General features: G+C 64.8%; 20 protein-coding genes. 9 read left to right on the top strand and 11 right to left on the bottom strand.

The window, feature by feature from the left end; all coding sequences use genetic code 11:
- The first annotated feature begins 20 nt into the window (after positions 1-20).
- Positions 21-452, top strand: coding sequence for a hypothetical protein (locus F8E02_RS12060; protein WP_317065846.1), 432 nt, complete (start codon positions 21-23; stop codon positions 450-452).
- A 9-nt stretch (positions 453-461) separates the two neighbouring features.
- Here the strand turns inward: F8E02_RS12060 and F8E02_RS12055 are convergent, their stop codons facing one another.
- Together F8E02_RS12055 and F8E02_RS12050 are read right to left on the bottom strand one after the other, a co-directional pair.
- Entirely contained in the window at positions 462-728 is a 267-nt protein-coding gene (locus F8E02_RS12055) for a hypothetical protein (protein WP_317065844.1), read from the bottom strand.
- A gap of 77 nt (positions 729-805) precedes the next feature.
- On the bottom strand, positions 806-1,090 hold the full coding sequence (locus tag F8E02_RS12050) for a hypothetical protein (protein ID WP_317065842.1): 285 nt from the start codon (positions 1,088-1,090) through the stop codon (positions 806-808).
- A 160-nt stretch (positions 1,091-1,250) separates the two neighbouring features.
- Here F8E02_RS12050 and F8E02_RS12045 point away from each other — a divergent pair, with 160 nt between their 5' ends.
- The 5 genes from F8E02_RS12045 (at position 1,251) to F8E02_RS12025 (ending at position 5,598) form a co-directional block, all read left to right on the top strand.
- Positions 1,251-2,048: an FHA domain-containing protein gene (locus F8E02_RS12045; protein WP_317065841.1), complete on the top strand. Its 798-nt coding sequence runs from the start codon at positions 1,251-1,253 to the stop codon at positions 2,046-2,048.
- Positions 2,038-3,285 (top strand): serine/threonine-protein kinase, encoded by a 1,248-nt coding sequence (locus F8E02_RS12040; RefSeq protein ID WP_317065840.1) that lies wholly within the window; start codon positions 2,038-2,040, stop codon positions 3,283-3,285. The genes F8E02_RS12045 and F8E02_RS12040 overlap by 11 nt, the downstream gene beginning before the upstream one ends.
- Positions 3,282-3,953 carry a potassium channel family protein gene (locus F8E02_RS12035; RefSeq protein ID WP_317065839.1) on the top strand — a complete coding sequence of 224 codons (672 nt, stop codon included), beginning with the start codon at positions 3,282-3,284 and terminating at the stop codon, positions 3,951-3,953. The genes F8E02_RS12040 and F8E02_RS12035 overlap by 4 nt, the downstream gene beginning before the upstream one ends.
- Positions 3,954-4,074: 121 nt before the next feature.
- Positions 4,075-4,812, top strand: coding sequence for an SIMPL domain-containing protein (locus F8E02_RS12030; protein WP_317065837.1), 738 nt, complete (start codon positions 4,075-4,077; stop codon positions 4,810-4,812).
- 123 nt (positions 4,813-4,935) lie between these two features.
- A complete protein-coding gene (locus F8E02_RS12025) occupies positions 4,936-5,598 on the top strand; it encodes an MBL fold metallo-hydrolase (protein ID WP_317065836.1) in 663 nt (220 codons plus the stop codon).
- A gap of 9 nt (positions 5,599-5,607) precedes the next feature.
- Here the strand turns inward: F8E02_RS12025 and F8E02_RS12020 are convergent, their stop codons facing one another.
- Together F8E02_RS12020 and F8E02_RS12015 are read right to left on the bottom strand one after the other, a co-directional pair.
- Complete coding sequence (locus F8E02_RS12020) at positions 5,608-6,468, bottom strand: mechanosensitive ion channel family protein (RefSeq protein ID WP_317065835.1); 861 nt, start codon at positions 6,466-6,468, stop codon at positions 5,608-5,610.
- On the bottom strand, positions 6,465-7,121 hold the full coding sequence (locus F8E02_RS12015) for a DUF432 domain-containing protein (RefSeq protein ID WP_317065834.1): 657 nt from the start codon (positions 7,119-7,121) through the stop codon (positions 6,465-6,467). The genes F8E02_RS12020 and F8E02_RS12015 overlap by 4 nt, the downstream gene beginning before the upstream one ends.
- Positions 7,122-7,626: 505 nt before the next feature.
- On the opposite strand from F8E02_RS12015, the gene F8E02_RS12010 reads away from it, so the two are divergent.
- The 3 genes from F8E02_RS12010 to hisE all read left to right on the top strand — a co-directional run bounded on the left by F8E02_RS12010 (position 7,627) and on the right by hisE (position 9,903).
- Positions 7,627-9,090, top strand: coding sequence for a sensor histidine kinase (locus F8E02_RS12010; RefSeq protein ID WP_317065833.1), 1,464 nt, complete (start codon positions 7,627-7,629; stop codon positions 9,088-9,090).
- An 83-nt stretch (positions 9,091-9,173) separates the two neighbouring features.
- Positions 9,174-9,617 (top strand): NusA-like transcription termination signal-binding factor, encoded by a 444-nt coding sequence (locus F8E02_RS12005; protein WP_317065831.1) that lies wholly within the window; start codon positions 9,174-9,176, stop codon positions 9,615-9,617.
- Positions 9,610-9,903, top strand: a complete 294-nt coding sequence (gene hisE / locus F8E02_RS12000; RefSeq protein ID WP_317065830.1) for a phosphoribosyl-ATP diphosphatase — start codon at positions 9,610-9,612, stop codon at positions 9,901-9,903. The genes F8E02_RS12005 and hisE overlap by 8 nt, the downstream gene beginning before the upstream one ends.
- Before the next feature lie 478 nt (positions 9,904-10,381).
- On the opposite strand, the gene F8E02_RS11995 is transcribed toward hisE, so the two are convergent.
- From F8E02_RS11995 to F8E02_RS11965, 7 genes are all read right to left on the bottom strand, one after another.
- Positions 10,382-10,828 carry a bifunctional nuclease family protein gene (locus F8E02_RS11995; RefSeq protein ID WP_317065829.1) on the bottom strand — a complete coding sequence of 149 codons (447 nt, stop codon included), beginning with the start codon at positions 10,826-10,828 and terminating at the stop codon, positions 10,382-10,384.
- 47 nt (positions 10,829-10,875) lie between these two features.
- Complete coding sequence (locus F8E02_RS11990; protein ID WP_317065828.1) at positions 10,876-11,919, bottom strand: lysylphosphatidylglycerol synthase transmembrane domain-containing protein; 1,044 nt, start codon at positions 11,917-11,919, stop codon at positions 10,876-10,878.
- Between the two features lie 133 nt (positions 11,920-12,052).
- Positions 12,053-12,622 carry a DUF357 domain-containing protein gene (locus F8E02_RS11985; RefSeq protein ID WP_317065827.1) on the bottom strand — a complete coding sequence of 190 codons (570 nt, stop codon included), beginning with the start codon at positions 12,620-12,622 and terminating at the stop codon, positions 12,053-12,055.
- On the bottom strand, positions 12,619-13,371 hold the full coding sequence (gene dph5 / locus F8E02_RS11980; RefSeq protein ID WP_317065826.1) for a diphthine synthase: 753 nt from the start codon (positions 13,369-13,371) through the stop codon (positions 12,619-12,621). The genes F8E02_RS11985 and dph5 overlap by 4 nt, the downstream gene beginning before the upstream one ends.
- 40 nt (positions 13,372-13,411) lie before the next feature.
- Positions 13,412-14,131, bottom strand: coding sequence for an RAD55 family ATPase (locus F8E02_RS11975; RefSeq protein WP_317065825.1), 720 nt, complete (start codon positions 14,129-14,131; stop codon positions 13,412-13,414).
- Between the two features lie 14 nt (positions 14,132-14,145).
- Complete coding sequence (gene feoB / locus F8E02_RS11970; protein ID WP_317065824.1) at positions 14,146-15,996, bottom strand: ferrous iron transport protein B; 1,851 nt, start codon at positions 15,994-15,996, stop codon at positions 14,146-14,148.
- Positions 15,993-16,625: a metal-dependent transcriptional regulator gene (locus F8E02_RS11965; protein WP_317065823.1), complete on the bottom strand. Its 633-nt coding sequence runs from the start codon at positions 16,623-16,625 to the stop codon at positions 15,993-15,995. The genes feoB and F8E02_RS11965 overlap by 4 nt, the downstream gene beginning before the upstream one ends.
- Positions 16,626-16,662 lie beyond the last annotated feature (37 nt).

Raw genomic sequence — 16,662 nt, 5'->3', positions numbered from 1 at the left:
TCCCTCACTGAGGGATCGCGGTGCGGGAGCGGAAGAAGGAGTCGGTCGGCGGCATCCTCATCTCAAGGATAGCCGGATTCATCGTCTTCCTGATCCTCCTCGCCGTCTTGAACATCCTCTCCGGCGACTACGTCCAGTCGCCGATCTTTATCCGGATCGTGGAGTTCCTCAACGCCAGCCTCGGCCTCCTCTTCCTGATCACGGCGCTCTTCCTCCTCGGCGACCTCTTCGGCGTCCTCGTCTTCCCGCTGAACCTGCCGGCCCCGGTCTTCAACGCCTTCGGCGCCGTCTTCCTGGTCACGTTCCTCTTCCGGCTCTTCGTGCTCGTCGGGGAGATCACGGGCGTGGAATTCTTTGCCGTGCTTGAACGGACGCTTGCGATACCCGTCACCATCCTCGTCTTCGTCGTCGTCCTCATCGGCGGCTACATCATGCTCGTCGCCGATCCCTGAAGTTGGCGGTCACTCGTCCCCTTCGGTCTCCTCGAACGTCCGGACATCGGAGTCCCGCAGCCTGCCGGTCTGGGGGTCCATGTGGACCATGACGAAGAGCTCGTGCTCGGGGTTCTCCCAGAGGCCGAGGGCGGGGTTGTCCTCCTTCGCCTGGAAACCGAGATCTTTGAGCGCCTTGCGGATCTCGTCGTAAGTCTCGCCGCCGGCGATCGCCTCCCGGACCCTGCCCCTCATGGCCTCCTGCTGCTCCCGGTCAACCAGTATCTGTTCTCGCATGCGGACGGGATACTGCGTACACCCGGATAAACCTGACCCGGCCAGGGACGGCGGGTGGGGGAGGGGGGACGAAGGCGTCACCGGGCGTTGTAGCCGACGAACTCCCTTCCGGGGCGTTCAAGGTCCTCGTAGGTCGCGACCTTGTAGCCCGCGTAGCCGCCCCCGACGTTCATCTGGAGCAGGACGAAGATCCGCAGAACGGGATGCACCCAGATTGCGACTTCGGCGTCGTCCTGTTTCGGCACGAAGTCGAGCGCCGTGAGCGCCTTCCGGATGTCGGCATGGTCGGGGGTCGACTGGATCATCTCCTCGATCTCCACCATCACGGCCCGCTGCTGCACCGCCTCGATATCGCCAAGCATGTCCCCCTCCTGATCGGTCCTCCGGTATAAACATGATCCAGGCCGGAACTCCCCCGTTCTGCAGGTTCCCGCTGGAGCGGCAGCCCGCCCCGCCCCGGTGCACAACCTTCATCAGCGGCCTCGCGAAACCATACCACTATAGGAGGCCGGCAGGAGAGCCATGACCCGCGACGACGACTCAAGGACACTGATCCTCGATACCAGCACCGACGACTTACAGGAACTCTCCGAATACCTGGACGTGCTGAGCAGCAGCACGCGCCTGAAGATCCTGAAGGTGATCGAGCGGAAACCCAAGGACGTCCGGCAGATCTCCCACGAGATCGAGACGAGTTACGAGAACACCAAGAAGCACCTCGACAAACTGATGGGCATCGGGGTCGTCCGGAAGGAGGCGGGCCTCTCGCGGCCGACGGCGAAGGGAGTCCACCCGGTCTGGAAGTACTCGCTCGTGCCGGGGGGGCTTGAGGCGATCACGAGGAGTCTCGGACTGTTTGCGAACCTGAACCTGACGCTCACGGACGCCGTGCTCGCAGAGAAGCTTGCCGGTGTCCGGGAGACGTTCTCGGGCGAGTTCGCCGACCAGAGCCCGGCCCTCATCCTCCTTGGGGGGGCGGACGACGGGAAGGTCTTCCCGGTCGGGGAGGAGAGTGTCGCCCTGGGCCGGGCGGACCCGGACGCGCCCCCGCGGTCCGGGCAGGAGATCGTGCTCGGCGAGGAGTACGCGGCGGTCACCCGGGTCTCGCGCCCGCACGCCCGGCTCACCCGGCGGCAGGGCGCCTGGTTCATCGAGGACTCCGGCAGCACGGGCGGGACCTTCGTGAACGGGAACGAGGTCGGGCGGGGGGCGAAGCGGGAGCTCTGCGACGGCGACCTCGTCGAACTCGCGAAGGGGCCTTCGGGGGCGACGCTCGTCTTCGTCCTGCCCGGGGGGGTGCGACCGCCGGATGCGGCCTGACCGGATGGCGGCCCTCCTCTTCGCGGCCGCCCTCCTTCTCGCCGCCCTCGTCCCCGCGGTAGCCGGCGCGGGAGGCCCCCCGGAGCACTCCAGCGCCTCAGAGAAGGCTCTCGAGGCCACAAAGAAGCCGGACAACGGCAAAGGCGGCACCACGCCGGAGCCCACGCCCACGACAGTCCCCTCGCCGGAACCGACCGTCACGCCGGCGACAACCCCGACCGCCCTTCCGTCACCGGAAGCGACCGTCACCCCGGTGCCGACGGAGACCGTTGCAAGCCCCGGCCAGGACGGGTCCCCCTGGCCGGGGGTTCTCCTCGCCCTCCTCCTGGTCGGCGCCGGCGCCGCAATCGGCATGCACCTCAGGAGGCCGCAGGAAGAGGCGGCGGCGGCCACCGTCCCGCCCGACGCATATCAGACGATGCCGCCCCTCCACCCGCCAGGGTTCCCGGCGGAACTTGCCGGCCGCTACGACCGGGTCGCCTTCGTCGGGAGAGGGGGGCTCGGCCAGGTCTTCTCCGCGATGAGAGGCGACGACGGCATGACCGTGGCGGTCAAGGTCCCGGTCTCCTACGACGAGGCGACCGGGAAGACCTTCATGCGGGAGATGCGGTTCCAGGAGGACCTGGTCCATCCGAACATCGTCCGGGTCCGCTCGGTCAACATCCTCCCCATCCCGTTCGTCGAGATGGAGTACCTGCCCCGGAGCCTCGATAGCCTGAAAAAACCCCTCCCGCCGGCCGAAGCCCTCCGGATCGCTGCCGGGATCGCCGCCGGGCTCGCCTACGCCCACGGGCGGGGTATCGTCCACCGCGACATCAAGCCCGGCAACATCCTTCTTGCCGACGACCTGACGCCGAAGATCGCCGACTGGGGGACGAGCACGAGGCCGGCGGAGACCCGGGAGACCGGTGCCGCCGGGTTCACCCTCGCCTACGCGGCCCCCGAACAGATAGACCCGGAACGGTTCGGGCGGACGGGGGCCGCGACCGACATCTACCAGCTCGGCGCCGTCCTCTATGAGATGGCGACGGGCAAAACCCCGTTTGCCGGCGAAGGGGCCGGGGAACTTGCCCTCGCCGTCAGGAACGCAGAGCCGGCTCCCCCGTCGGCGCTCGACCCCGCCCTCGCGGGGCTTGATGCGGTCATCCTCCGCTGCCTCGCAAAAGACCCCGCCGACCGTTACCGGTCCGCCGGGGAGATGCTCGACGCGATCAGGGCCCTGGAGGCCGGAGCATGAGAGGGCCTCTCGCCCGGTACCTCGCCCGCGCCAGGGCCATGCAGTTCCACTACCTCCTCGCCGCCCTCATCCTCCTGCTCGCCGTCTACCCCTACGTGGGCGCAGACCCGATCGCCCTGAAAGTGCTCTCGTGGTTTGTCCTGACCACCGGCGTCTACGCCGTGAGCAACCGGCGGCGGCAGGTCGTGATCGCCGCCCTCCTCGCCGTCCCCGCCTTCGGCCTGGGCTGGCTCTATATCATCACCGGGGTCCCCGCCCTCGGCACTGCCGAGAGCATCTTCACGCTCCTCTTCTACGCCTTCACCGCACTCATCTGCCTCCTGCGGGTCGTCAGTGCACGCCGGGTCACCTCCGACACCATCTCCGGAGCGGTCTCCGTCTACCTCCTCATGGGCCTCACCTGGGCGACCGCCTACAGCCTCGTCGAGACCGTCAACCCCGGATCGTTTGCGAGCAGCCAGCCGGACGCGGCCTTCACCTTCCCCACGTTCATCTACTACAGCTTCGTCACCCTCGCGACGCTGGGCTACGGCGACATCACGCCGCTCACCGACCAGGCCCGGTCGCTTGCCCTGCTCGAGACCGTGAGCGGGACCCTCTATATCGCGGTCCTGATCGCCCGGCTGGTGGCGGCGGCCGGGCTGATCCCGGAGAGCGGCGGGGAGTGAGCGGCGACTCAAATCCAAATATAAACACCCCGTTTAGCGATTCCTCAAAGTAAAGTTACGAAAATTCTCGTAGCTAAAGCAAGATATTTATTTTGACCGAACCAAGAGATGATTGATACTTATGCGAGGAAAGACAGCACTTCTGGGGATCGCCCTGATGGTCCTCTGCGCAGCGGTGATCGGGAACGTCACCGCCCAGCTCCCGGAGGAATCTAAAGACAAACTGATCTATGTCTTCGGCACCGGCAAAGTGACGACCACGCCCGACCAGGCCGTCATCGTCTTCGCGGTCGAGACCGAGCACGCCGACGTCAAGACGGCGCAGCAAGAGAACGCCCGGAAGATGGACACCGTGATCAACGCCCTGAAGAACGCCGGCATCCCGGCCAGGGACATCAGGACCGCCGCCTACAGCATCTACCCGGTGACCGAGAGCGACAGCCGGCCCTTCGGCGACTCAAAGGTCAGGTTCTACCGCGTCACCAACACCCTTGAAGTCACGCTAAACGACGTCAACCGTGCCGGCGAGATCGTCGACATCGCCGTCGCGAACGGTGCAAACCGGGTCGACCGGTTCGCGTTCACCTTAAGCGACGCAAGGCAGCAGGAGTTCCGCTCCCAGGCCCTGACCGCCGCCGTGGCGCAGGCGCGGGGCGACGCGGACGCGGTCGCCGCGGCCCTCGGCAAGAGGATCGTCGACGTCAAAGAGGTCAACGTCGGGAACAACTACATCCCCATGGCCTACGACAGCCGCTACATGGGCATGGAGAAGGCGGTGGGCAGCGCCGTCCCGACCCCGCTCGAGGCCGGTGAGATCGACGTGACCGCGAGCGTCTCCATCTCCTACGTCATCGTGTAACCCTCTCGCAAACCCATTTTTCGTCTGCAGGTCCGGGGTGCTCCGAGCCCCGGACCCGGCCTCCTGCCTCATCGGGAAGGATAATCGCCCCCGAGGGATGATCAGGTAGGTGGAGTCTCTTCTATGCCCACCATCATCGAGGTCTACAACAACATCCCCTGCCGGGAGGGGCTCACCCCCGACTGGGGGTTCTCCTGCCTGGTAGAGGAGGCGGGGCTGCTCTTCGATACCGGGGAGCGCGGCGACGTCCTCCTCAGGAACATGCAGGCGCTCGGCATCGATCCCGCGGCCGTGGGAACGCTCGTCCTCTCCCACGACCACCACGACCATATCGGCGGCATCGCGGCGATCCTCGCGGCAAACCCGTCGATGGAGGTCTACGTCCACGACGGTTTCTCCGAAAAGACGCTCGCGCTCATCCGGGAGTACACCGAGCCCCGGATCACGGCCGGCTGGACCGGGATCGCTGAGGGGATCGCGGCGACCGGACCGCTCGGGACCGATATCCGCGAACAGTCGCTCGCGATCGCCGTGCCGGACGGCTACCTGGTCGTCACCGGGTGCGCCCACCCCCACGTCGGCCGGATAGTCGATCGGGTCTCAGAGGTCGGGCCGGTATGGGGCGTCATCGGCGGGCTGCACACCGTCACCGACGAGGACGTCGGGGCCCTCGCCGGGGTGAAGTACCTCTCCGCATCCCACTGCACCGATAGGATAGGGGACCTCGCGGGGCGTTACCCGGACTCCTTCCGGCCGGGTGGGGCCGGGAGGGTGCACCGGGTCTGAAAAAAAGGGTTACTCCTCCCTCTCGTTCTTTCGGGCAGCCCGGTTCTTCACCTCGAGTCCGTCGGCAAACCAGACAGTGCGCTGCGGGAAGGGCATCTCGATGCCGTTCGCTTCGAGTTCCTGCTTGATCCTCCAGAGGAGGTCGGTCCTGACATCCCACCATTCCCGGGCCGGCGCCCAGATGCGAACCATCAGGTTGACCCCGTCGTCACCGAGGTTGTCGACGTAGACCGAGGGGGCCGGGTTCTTCAGCGCGAAGGGGTGGCTCGCGATGACCCCTCTGGTGATCCGGATCGCCTTGTCCGCGTCGTCCTGGTACCGGATCCCGATCTCGTACTCGAACCTCCGGGCCGCGTTCTGGACGTAGTTCGTGATGTTCGAGGTGAAGATCTTCTCGTTCGGGATCCGGACATAGATCCCGTCGTACATCTTGACGACGGTCGAGAGGACGCGGATGTCCTCGACGCTGCCGGTGACGCCCGATACGTTGATGTTGTCGCCGATCTTGATCGGGCGCTCGAACATCAGGAAGAGACCGGAGATCAGGTTCGAGACGACGCTCTGGCTTGCGAAACCGATGACCAGACCGACGATTCCTCCGGCCACCAGGAGACCGGAGAGGTCGACGTTGAGCTGCGGGAGGGCGAAGACGAAGGCCCAGACGACGATGACGTAGTAGATCAGTTTCGTCACCAGTTCGCGCTCGCTCTTGGGCAACCTGTCCGTGAGGGCTCGTCGGACGTTCTTTGAGACGATCCTCGCGACGGTGACGCCGAGGGTGAGGATGACGATGAAGTAGACGAGATGCTCGAGGGTGATATCCCCGATGCCGACGGGCATCTCCAGGATCTCGGTCACGTTGAAGTTCATGTGAATCCCCACTCCATCAGGTAGCCCCGGTTGATCACCGGGATCTTGCGGGCCGCATAGAGCTCGACGGACTTCACCATCCCCGGCCGGAGGGGCGCGTCGACGAAGTCCGTCTCCGCCAGGTTGGCGCTGATGATGTTCATCGTGGCGGTGGTCGTCACGAAGTCGTTGTAGTAGATCTTCATATCGGTGCTGTCAAAGACGACCTGCGAGACCTCCACCCACTCGCGGGATGCGTTCGTGATGGAGAGTTCCATCACGCCCTCGCAGAAGCACTCGACTGAGGGGATCTCGGAGTAGACCGCGCTCCGGTGGTACCGGGCGATGACCCCGTTCGTCTGGGGACCGTAGAGCGTGTACTTCTGGCTGCCGTTGGCGAAGACGTCCAGCACCTCGATGTCCTTTGCAGACTCGAGGAAGACGCCGATCTCAACGGGGAACTTCAGGTAGACCGTCTGGGTGGTGCCGGGCTCGAGGACCATCGGGGAGAACTCCACCTGGAGGTAGTTCGTGATCTCTTTGGGGAGATTGACCGGCTCCACCGGGTTGATGATCATCTCGCCCGTCTTCGTGACCAGGATCCGCTCGAACGTCTGCTCCCCGCACCTGCGCCGGTAGGTGAGAAGACCGTTAGCCCGCTCGGCCTCCACCATAATATCGCCGTATTCCCGATGAAAAGAGCCCATGTAGCGCCCGAACATCATCTATGATCTGCAAATACTCAAATATTAAGTTACTTCACCGGCCCCAGACGGCCTCTCCCGCGTTCCCGCACCCGCGGGCAAAAGGGTACTGTGAGTGGGCCGTTAAGCCCGGGAAAGTGTAAAACGGAGCGATAGATCAAACAGTGGCGGATATGCACCGGAGTCATCAGGCAAAGTATAAATATTACATCCCACGGGAGATATATACCTGAAGGAATAAACAGACACCCTTTTAACCGGCGCTTCCAGACACTTTTTCCAGCGCGTTCGTCCCGGACCCCGGGATCGCCCTGTCTTCATGACGGCCGCCGAAGCAGCCGCAGAAAGGCAGGGCGATCCCCGGGGCCGGGGCCGGCAAGAGTGCATGACGCGGCACCCGCCAGCACGAGAGACACCCGCGAGATCCGGTGGATCGGCTGGCGGCTTTATAGGGGGCGAGAGCCGTTCCCGGGTGATGCGTGTGAAGATGAACCAGAAACGATTCAGCGAGTCCACGAACTGCAGCCGAATACCCATGAGTATCTTCAACCACCTGGAGCAGCCGGCACTTGTCCTCGACTGCGCAGGGCGGGTCGTCGTCTGGAACAACGGCATGGAACAGTATACGGGCGTCTCCGCGGAGGAGATCGTCGGGAGAGACGGCTTTGCCCACGGGCAGGCGCTCTTCGGCGAGAAGCGCCCCACGCTTGCGGACTGCGTCCTGGCCCGGGACGAGCCCGGGAGCGGCGACTACCGTCTGCTGCCCCACGAGGGCGAAGGGATGCTCGCCGAGTCGCGGATCCCCCTCGCGTCCGGGAGAGCCGTCGTCTGCATGGCGGCCCCCCTCCACGACGAAGCCGGCAGGCTCGCCGGGGTGCTCGAGACCTTCCGGGACGCCTCTGCGGAGACGGACCCCGGCATCCCGGAGGAGCAGGTCCGGATCCTCGCGGCCTCCCTGCCCGGCATGATCTTCACCCTCGACGGGGACGGCATCTTCACCCGGTTCTTCCGGACCGGCGCCCCCGATACCGAAGAGGTCGTGGGCAGGAGCGCCCGCGCCCTCTTCCCGGCCGATGAGGCGGAGTTCCTGGTCGGGGCCGCGCAGAGAGCGATCGCCGGGGGAGAGGTCATCACGGAGACCCGGTCGTTGACCTGGGGCGGCGACCGGCGGCCGTTCCAGATCATCATCCACCCCCTGCACGACTCGGCGGGGAAGATCGCCTCGGCCGCCGGGGTCTGCCGCGACATCTCCGGCGACCTCCTCCGCGATCGGGCCCTCCAGGAGACCGGCCGGAAAGCCGGCCTCTACCTCGACCTGCTCGGGACCGATATCTACAACACCAGCATGGTCGCGGCGACGGTCATCGAGATGCTCCGCGAGCGGCTCTCCGGCGAGGAGGCGGAACTCGCGCAGAGGGTCAAGAACACGGTCGAGCAGGGGATCACCGTCATCAAGAACGTCGAACTCCTAAATGCGCTCGACGAGCACCGGATCCGACTCGAACCGGTCGACCTGAACAGGATCGTCGAGAGTCAGATCCGGCGCTACGCCGGGATCGACATCCGCTACGAGCCGGAGAGCCGCATGGTCTGGGCGAGCCCCCTCCTCGAAGACGTCGTATCGAACCTGATCAGCAACAGCGTCAAGTTCGGGGGGATGAAGGTCAGGGTCGAGATCTCCGTCACGGAGACCGCCGATACCGTGACGATGACGATCGCCGACAACGGTATCGGCATACCGGACCACTTAAAGCCCAACATCTTCGACCGGTTCGACCGGGGGAACAAGACCGCGTCCGCGTCGGGGAGCAGGGGACTCGGCCTCCATATCGTCAAGACCCTCGTCGCCCGGTACGGCGGCCGCGTCTGGGCGGCGGACCGCATACCCGGCAGACCGGGAGAAGGAGCGGCCATCAAGGTGATCCTGCAGAAGTGCTAGCCCGGCAGGAACGAAAGGAACCTAGATATATATTCCCCGAGCGACTATATCATACCGCATCATTCCCATCGGGGACTTCTCTAATGATACGAACAATATGTTTTAAAGAACGAAGATACATCGAAGAGCTGAGAATTCTTACCAGGGCGACGGCGCTCGACTGCATCATCGACGAGCGCTTCGACCGCATCGTATACATCATAAAAGAAGGAGATATGGGCCTCGCCATCGGAAGAAAGGGAAGCAACATCCGCAAGATGCAGCGGGTCCTCGGGAGGCGGACCGAGATGGTCGAGTACTCCTCGGAGGTCGAGACGTTCACCCGGAACGTCTTCAAACCGGCCCAGGTGGTCGGCACCCGCCGCGAGGAGGACGGGAGGCTCACCATCTATATCAACAAGGGCGATCTCGGCATAGCCATCGGGAAAGGGGGATGCACCATCGAGAAAGCGCGGCTTCTGCTCTCCCGCTACTTCGATACCGACCTCGGCGAGGTCCTGGCACGGGAGGAGGAGACCCATGCGTGACTGGGCCGTCCTCGAAGAGGTCTGGGAGGTCATCCTCGACCGTGCGGAGCACCCCTCGGCCGAGAGCTACGTCAGCTCCGTCCTGACCCACCGGAAGGGGGTCGACAAGTCCCTCGAGAAGGTCGGGGAAGAGGCGGTCGAGTTCATCCTTGCCGCAAAGAATCAGGTCCCGGAACGGACGGTCTCGGAAGCCGCCGACCTTCTCTTCCACTTCCTGGTGGCGCTCAAGGCCTCGGGCACGGATGTCGAGGACGTGCTCGCGGAACTGGCGTCGCGCCGGAAGTAATATTTTTGGCTCTGTTGAAACCCTCTCCCTGAGATCGAGTCCATTGCAGGATTATCCATACATCTTGACTCACGCGAAGCCGCGAAGAACGCGAAAGAGGCTGTCAACACCCATTTCAGGCTTCGCGCCTTCGCGGCTTCGCGTGAGGTCACACCAGTACCCTCTCCACGTAACTGAGTGTTCTCCAGAGGGTGTAGACCATTTCAACAGAGCCATATTTTTCAAGAACAGGGTTGCCGCCGGGAGGCCGGACCCGGCTCATGCCTCACGCGAAGCCGCGAAGAACGCGAAGGGGCTCACCAATGTCTGACCGGATTTCGCGGCTTCGCGCCTTCGCGTGAGACCAAATTGCTGCCTCTACAGCCGTATCTCACGCGAGGAGGCGGCCTCCACTCACATCGAGTGGTACCAGGCGATTATGGAGTCCCACCCGGGGAGTCGCGGCCCGGTTCACCGGCATTCAGCGGCCTTTCGACCGCTAAAGATACTCCTTTAGATCCACCATCTTCGGCAGATCGTCCTTTTTGACCGCCGCGGACTCGACGACCGTGTCCTCGATCATGATGGGTGCCCGGTAGCGGAGAGCGATGGCTATCCCGTCGCTCGGCCGGCAGTCCATGATCTCGGTCCGGGTCCCCTGCCGGAGGAGGAGTTTGGCGTAGAAGACCCCTTCCTCCAGGGAGTCGATGTGCAGGCCGTCGAGGGAGATATCGAAGTTCCGGAAGAGCTCGATGATCAGGTCGTGGGTGATGGGGCGGGGGAGCATCTCGCTATTTAAGGCGTTATTGATCGAGATCGCTTCCCAGAGCCCGACGTAGATTGGTACGGTGCTGTCGGCCCCGGCGTCCAGGACGACTGTCGGCGCCGCTCCCATCTCGCTCACCGACATGAAGACGCCCTGCACCCTGCAACTTTGAGCAGTCATGTGATCCTGTGACCATCAGCCTGATAGTGTTTAAACCTTGGGGTCAATCACCGCCGCTGCTTTCCGGCCCGGGCGAGGAACTCGCGCCGCACGATGGAGAGACCCGGCAGCAGGCCGAGGAAAACGTTGAGGTAGTAGAGGATCAGCCGCCAGAGGAGGACGAAGACGCCGACGATCGCGGACGGGACGAAGAGGCTGTAGAGCGACGTGGCGCCGAGCTCCGCGACCCCCGACCCGCCCGGCGTGAGCGGGATCATCATGATGACGGCGAGGACGAGCTGGACGACGAACGACTCGATGATGAAGGGCGACTGGCCGAGGCCCATAAGAAGCATCGAGGCTATGGCGAACTCCGAGAACCAGAAGAGCGCCGTGAAGATGAATCCCCAGACGAGGCCGACCTTGCCGTGGTTCACGAACTTGACGAGACCGCAGTTGAAGTTGTCCACCTCGCGGTCGATCGACTCAAAGAGGCTATCGAGTCTCTTGACGCGCCGGCGCCGGTCGACCCACCGGGAGATCCCCTTGAGGGCACGCTTGAGCTTGTCGGGGTTCTTCACCGAGTAGACGAAGGCCAGCACGCCGAGGATGACGAAGATCCAGGCGGAGTACATCAGGAGACTCGCGCCGCTGAAGCCGGAGGTGAGGCTGCTCCAGTACCTCCCGAGGAAGAGCATGGAGAAGGCGCCGAGGGCTCCGAGGACGATCCCATCAAGGATCCGCTCCATCACGACGACGGCGGTGGCGTCGCCGACCGGGACGCCCGCCCGGTAGAGCTCGTGGACCCTGACCGGCTCCCCGCCCGCCTGCGACGGGGTGACCGCCGCGACGAGCATGTTGGCGAGGACCAGGTTCAGGCAGTGTTTCAAGCCCACCCGGTAGCCGAGCGACGCCGACATCAGTTTGATCCGCATCGCCCAGAAGACCAGCGAGAGGATGTGGAGGAGGACGGCAAGAGCCAGGTAGAACGGGCTCACGCGGCTGAGGTACTCGATCGTCGTCTCGTCGACGGTGAAGTACAGGACGCCGGCCATGACGAGAGTGCTGAACCCGATCGAGACGAGCAGCCACTTCCACTGAGACTTCTTCATCACCACGTTCCCCGGCCGGCAGACCTTCGGGCGATTTCACGAAAAAACACCCGAAATCGGACTAATAAAGTATCGTGCAGCAACTATTTAACGATGAGTTTATTCCGGGCGAGAAAAGATATCCCCCGGAGCCTCATACCGTAAAGAGTCCCCGGTCGCCGGCGATCGCAAAGAGCCCCGCACGGACGCCGGCATCGAGCCAGGCGTAGCCGTAACTGAACCGGGCGAGGGCGCCGGGGAGGTCGCCGCCCTCGAGGTGCTCGACGCCCTCCGCGTACCAGGATTCAGCCGCGGCGTGGAAAGCCCGGGCCCCGGCGTGGAGCGGGCTCGCGACGTCCGGCCCCACTTCGGCCGCCGCGAGGGCGGCAGAGAGCATCCGCCGGTAGCGGTGGGTCTTCTCGACAAGGTGGGCCTGCCGTGATGCCGGGATCTCCGCGTCGACGGTATCCGGGGAGTGGGCAGCCTCGCGGCCGAGCAGACCGAGCTGCGAGCCCGCGTCCAGCCAGCCGAGCCCGTAGGCAAACGCGGCAAGCGCGTTCACCGGGTCATCCCCATGAAGGAACGAGAAGCCGTCGCTCCGGTAGGCGGCGGCCATCTCGAGCACCTCGCCGGCCACCAGGTAGAGGAGGGTCCCCCCCGGAACCGTGATGGAGGTCCGGCGGAGAGCTGCGGAGAAGAGGTCCCCGTACGCCTCAAGGATCATAGGCCGGCGAAGGCCTCCAGGTACTCCCGCTCCACCGGGTGGAGCTCCGCCGGCACGACGAGGATATGGAGCGGGGGCCCGAAGTCCGTCTCTTTCAGTCTCGCGCCGGTCCCCGCGCGGACGACCGGCTGCGCCGAGCCCGCCCGGGCGATCCCCACGTAGAGCGCGGGCGGCTCGATCCCGGCCTTCTCCGCCATCTCCTCGAGGATCGCGATCGCCTCTGAGACGCGCATGTAGCGGTCTTTCTGGATGTCGAGGTAGACGAGCGAATGAAGATTCAAGGCCAGGTTCGCCGCGACCGTCTCGACGGGGGCCGTCGGGAACCAGCCTTTCGCCGGGAACGGCACCGAACAGGACTTCCCGAACCGGTAGTTCTGGAGGCCGGAAAGGCCGCAGACGGCGCTCGATATCGACGAGGCGTGGATGATCGAGGTCTCGATCCCCGCGGCTGCCGCCCGCATCCGGAGATCCGCGTGCGTCGTCGAGACCATCGGGTCTCCCCCGGTCAGGAACGCCACCCGGCCCGTGGCGGCGGCATCGAGGATCTCGCGGGGGTCCTGCTCGACGTCCTCGCGTCCGAGCACGCGGACCTCTTTGCCGAAGAACGCCTCCATCGCGGGGACGTCCGTCCCCATCAGCCGGGAGGTGTAGGCCTCGAGAAAGACGGCGTCGGCATTCCTTACACACTCAAGGCCTTTGACCGAGATGTCCCCGAGGTCGTAGAGGCCGAGGCCCACGAACGTCAGCATGGCCGGTCCGCCCCCGGACGCGGCGAGAAGAGTGTCATCGTCATCCCTCAATCGTGAGCGCTCCATCCTCGTAGAAGTAACGGATCCAGGGGGTCGTCCTGCCGTGGATCCCCGTGACCCGGAAGTCCCGCTCCACCGACTGCCGCCCGTCGTCCGTCCTCACCTCGATGACCATGCTCATCAACTGCTTGATCGTCGAGACCGTCCGCTCATCGAACGACTCGCTGTTGAGGACGTAGATCCCGACCCCTTCGAGTTTCTTGACCCGGTTCGTGATGACGTGGAGGAACTTGAAGGTCACCTCCAGCCGCGCGTACATGAGGAGCGTCGAGACCGAGTTGAGGCAGAGCCGGACCGGCGGGGGCATCGGGCCAGGCGGCTCGGCTATCACCGCCTCTCTCCACATATCCTCGACCATCCGCGAGAACTTGATCCCCATGCTCGTCAGGTCGAGGGGGCTCGTGACGAACTTCGCCTTCGGCGTGTCCCGCAGGTTCGGCACCGAACTCTTCGTGACGGCATCGATGATCCCGACCCGGTTCATGCCCGGCCCCTGCCGCCGGAACGCCCCGGCGACATCGGAGGCACGCTCGTCGGTCGAGAGGACGACCGTCCACTCCCCGTCGCGGGGGTAGGCGATCCGGTATGCGAGATGTTCGGCGTAGGAGAGGGGGGGCGCGAGAAGGAGGATGTTCGTCGCAGCCCGCAGGCCGCGGAAATCCCTGTCGATCACCGGGATGCCGGTCTCGTAGAGGTACATAGCGCTACAGAGTATTATGCCAGGAGACGGTAGATAAGGCCTCCGATGAGGAGGCCGAGCGCCACGGTATAGACAGTGACCGCCAGCGTGATCTTCGAGCCGACTTCGCGCAGGAGGACCGTGATCGTCGCGAGGCAGGGGACGAAGAGGACCGTCACGACCGCAAAGATGTAGAGCTGGAGGGACGTGAGGACCGAACCGAGATCGGCGGTTCCCGCGAGGATCGCAAGGGTCTCAAACGCCATCTCCTTTCTGAGGATCCCGAAGATGAGCGCCGTCGCCGTGTAGCCGGGCAGGCCGAGGAGGGCCGTGGTGTAGGGCTCCATCAGGCTCCCGAAGATCGCCATGATACCGAAGAACTCGAGCAGGCCGAGGACGACGCTTCCTGCGAGGAGGAGGGGCATGGCGATGAAGAGGAACTCCGAGAGGCGCGCCCAGGCCTTCTTCGTCACCAGCCTCGGGTCGGGCCGCCGGAGGGGCACCATCTCCATGATCATCCCGAACCGATCGCCGGGGGTCACGCGGGAGAGGACGAGGCCTGTTGCGAGGATCAGGCCAAAGACGATCCCGTAGACGCTGAACGCCGCCCCGATACCGACGAAACTCCCCACGATCCCGGCGATGATGACGGTCCGCGCCGAGCAGGGGACCATCGTGACCAGGAACGAGGCGATGATCCGCTCCCGCCGGGAGCGGAGAAGCCGGATGCTCATCACGGCCGGGACGTTGCACCCGAACGCCAGGGTGAGGGGGATGACCGCTCCCCCGTGCATCCCGACCCGGTGCATCGCGTTGTCGGCGAGGAACGCCGCCCGCGTCATGTACCCTGAGTCCTCGAGGATCGAGATGATGATGTAGAAGAGGAAGACGTAGGGGAAGGCTATCCCCAGGCCGGCCTGGAGGGCGAGCAGGATGGAGATCCCCAGCTCTTCGGCGAGAGGAGGCAGCGAGAGCGCGAGGAACGGTTCTATCGCGAAGAGGTCGAAGAGCTCCACGATGATCCCTTCGAGGAACGAACCCACGACGAAGACGAAGAGGAGCATCCCGATGAGGATCGAGAGGAGGATCGGGATCCCGGGTATCAACCGTGTCAGGATGCTGTCGGGGTCGGTCCGGGGGGCCGGCGCCTCCTTCGTGATGACACGGTCGGCGATCCGGCGGGCGAAGTTGTGCCGGTTGGTCGCGATGATCTGAGCGACCGTCATCCGGTGCCGGGACTCGATCTCGTCGGCGATCGTGCCGGCCGCTTCGAGGAGGTCCGGGTTGTCGCCGAGCCCCTGGAGCGCGAAGAGGCTCTCACGCCGGTCGGCCGCAAACATCTTCTCAAGGCTCCTGACGGCCGCCTCCACATGGTGGTCGTAGGGGATCTCGACCATCCGCGGCGGGGAAGCGGCAAGAGCCGCCGGGATGATCCGGTCGATGTTCTTCCCCTGCGCTGCGGCCGCCTGGATCACCTCGACGCCGAGGAGGTCGCGGATCGGGCCGGGGTCGATCTCGAGCCCCTGCCGCGCGGCGTCGTCGGCCATGTTCAGGACGACGACCATCGGGATGCCGTACTCCGCCACCTGGAGGAGGAGGTAGAGGTTGCGCTCGAGGCGCGTGACGTTGACGACCGCGATGACCGCGTCGGCCTCCTGCGCTTCAAGGAGCCGGCGGGCCAGGGCTTCCTCGTCCGAACTCCCGTCGAGCGAGTAGACGCCGGGGAGGTCGATCAACTCGACGATCTCGCGCTGGAAGCAGGTGTTGCCCCGCTGCAGCTCGACGGTGGTGCCGGGGTAGTTGCTCACCTCGACCCCGAGACCGGTGAGCTGGTTGAAGATCAGGGATTTGCCCACGCTGGGGTTGCCGATCAGGGCGAACTTCATGGACACGACTCCACGAGGATCGACGCCGCGATCTCGGGGCTGATGGCGATGTCGCAATCCTTTACCCTGACGACGACCGATTTGTTCTGGAGTTTGCGCCGGATCTCCACGACCTCGCCAGGGAAGATGCCGAGGTCGAGGAGCCGGCGGTTCCGCCGGGCTCCCCGGACCATCGCCACCCGGACGAGATCCCCTTCCTTGCAGTCGAGGAGGGTGCAGGCTTCGCGACCCCGGCAGCATCCCTGATGCCCCGGCGGGCACCGGGTGCCGCCCATGTAGGAGGAGAGCCGTTCGATCGTCTCATCGGAGATGCCGTGCTCGAGCGTGCAGGCCTCTTTATCCGCCGCAGCCTCGTCGACGCCGAGCATCTCGGTCAGGAAACACTGGAGGACCCGGTGTTTCCGCGCCACCGTTGATGCCACCGTGGATCCCTTCGCGGTCAGCCTGACGGCGTCGCCGGATACCCGCTCCAGGTATCCTTCTTCCGCGAGCGAATCGACGGTCGTCTCGGCCGCCGCCGCCCCGGTGCCGAGCGCCGCCGCTATCTCTGCGAGCGTCGCCGGCCGTCCGCCGTCTCCCGTGATCGTGAGGATTGCTTCAAGGTAATCCTCGAATGCGGAGGGAAGCATGCTACATTCTTTTTTACCTGTAGCAGTTTATGAGTTT

The sequence above is a fragment of the Methanoculleus caldifontis genome (genome assembly GCF_032842345.1).
Taxonomy (GTDB): Archaea; Halobacteriota; Methanomicrobia; order Methanomicrobiales; family Methanoculleaceae; genus Methanoculleus; species Methanoculleus caldifontis.
This window is presented reverse-complemented; position numbering and strand designations above follow the sequence as displayed.

Bases quoted from the DNA above. Each gene is read 5' to 3' on its own strand.
- F8E02_RS11965 (WP_317065823.1), bottom strand. From the start codon at position 16,625: ATGCTTCCCTCCGCATTCGAGGATTACCTTGAAGCAATCCTCACGATC.
- F8E02_RS11990 (WP_317065828.1), bottom strand. From the start codon at position 11,919: ATGAAGAAGTCTCAGTGGAAGTGGCTGCTCGTCTCGATCGGGTTCAGC.
- F8E02_RS12045 (WP_317065841.1), top strand. From the start codon at position 1,251: ATGACCCGCGACGACGACTCAAGGACACTGATCCTCGATACCAGCACC.
- F8E02_RS12050 (WP_317065842.1), bottom strand. From the start codon at position 1,090: ATGCTTGGCGATATCGAGGCGGTGCAGCAGCGGGCCGTGATGGTGGAG.
- F8E02_RS12055 (WP_317065844.1), bottom strand. From the start codon at position 728: ATGCGAGAACAGATACTGGTTGACCGGGAGCAGCAGGAGGCCATGAGG.
- F8E02_RS12015 (WP_317065834.1), bottom strand. From the start codon at position 7,121: ATGGTGGAGGCCGAGCGGGCTAACGGTCTTCTCACCTACCGGCGCAGG.
- F8E02_RS12035 (WP_317065839.1), top strand. From the start codon at position 3,282: ATGAGAGGGCCTCTCGCCCGGTACCTCGCCCGCGCCAGGGCCATGCAG.
- F8E02_RS12010 (WP_317065833.1), top strand. From the start codon at position 7,627: ATGCGTGTGAAGATGAACCAGAAACGATTCAGCGAGTCCACGAACTGC.
- F8E02_RS12005 (WP_317065831.1), top strand. From the start codon at position 9,174: ATGATACGAACAATATGTTTTAAAGAACGAAGATACATCGAAGAGCTG.
- F8E02_RS11975 (WP_317065825.1), bottom strand. From the start codon at position 14,131: ATGTACCTCTACGAGACCGGCATCCCGGTGATCGACAGGGATTTCCGC.
- F8E02_RS12030 (WP_317065837.1), top strand. From the start codon at position 4,075: ATGCGAGGAAAGACAGCACTTCTGGGGATCGCCCTGATGGTCCTCTGC.
- dph5 (WP_317065826.1), bottom strand. From the start codon at position 13,371: ATGCTGACGTTCGTGGGCCTCGGCCTCTACGACCTCGGGGACATCTCG.
- feoB (WP_317065824.1), bottom strand. From the start codon at position 15,996: ATGAAGTTCGCCCTGATCGGCAACCCCAGCGTGGGCAAATCCCTGATC.
- F8E02_RS12025 (WP_317065836.1), top strand. From the start codon at position 4,936: ATGCCCACCATCATCGAGGTCTACAACAACATCCCCTGCCGGGAGGGG.
- F8E02_RS12020 (WP_317065835.1), bottom strand. From the start codon at position 6,468: ATGAACTTCAACGTGACCGAGATCCTGGAGATGCCCGTCGGCATCGGG.
- F8E02_RS12040 (WP_317065840.1), top strand. From the start codon at position 2,038: ATGCGGCCTGACCGGATGGCGGCCCTCCTCTTCGCGGCCGCCCTCCTT.
- F8E02_RS11995 (WP_317065829.1), bottom strand. From the start codon at position 10,828: ATGACTGCTCAAAGTTGCAGGGTGCAGGGCGTCTTCATGTCGGTGAGC.
- F8E02_RS11985 (WP_317065827.1), bottom strand. From the start codon at position 12,622: ATGATCCTTGAGGCGTACGGGGACCTCTTCTCCGCAGCTCTCCGCCGG.
- hisE (WP_317065830.1), top strand. From the start codon at position 9,610: ATGCGTGACTGGGCCGTCCTCGAAGAGGTCTGGGAGGTCATCCTCGAC.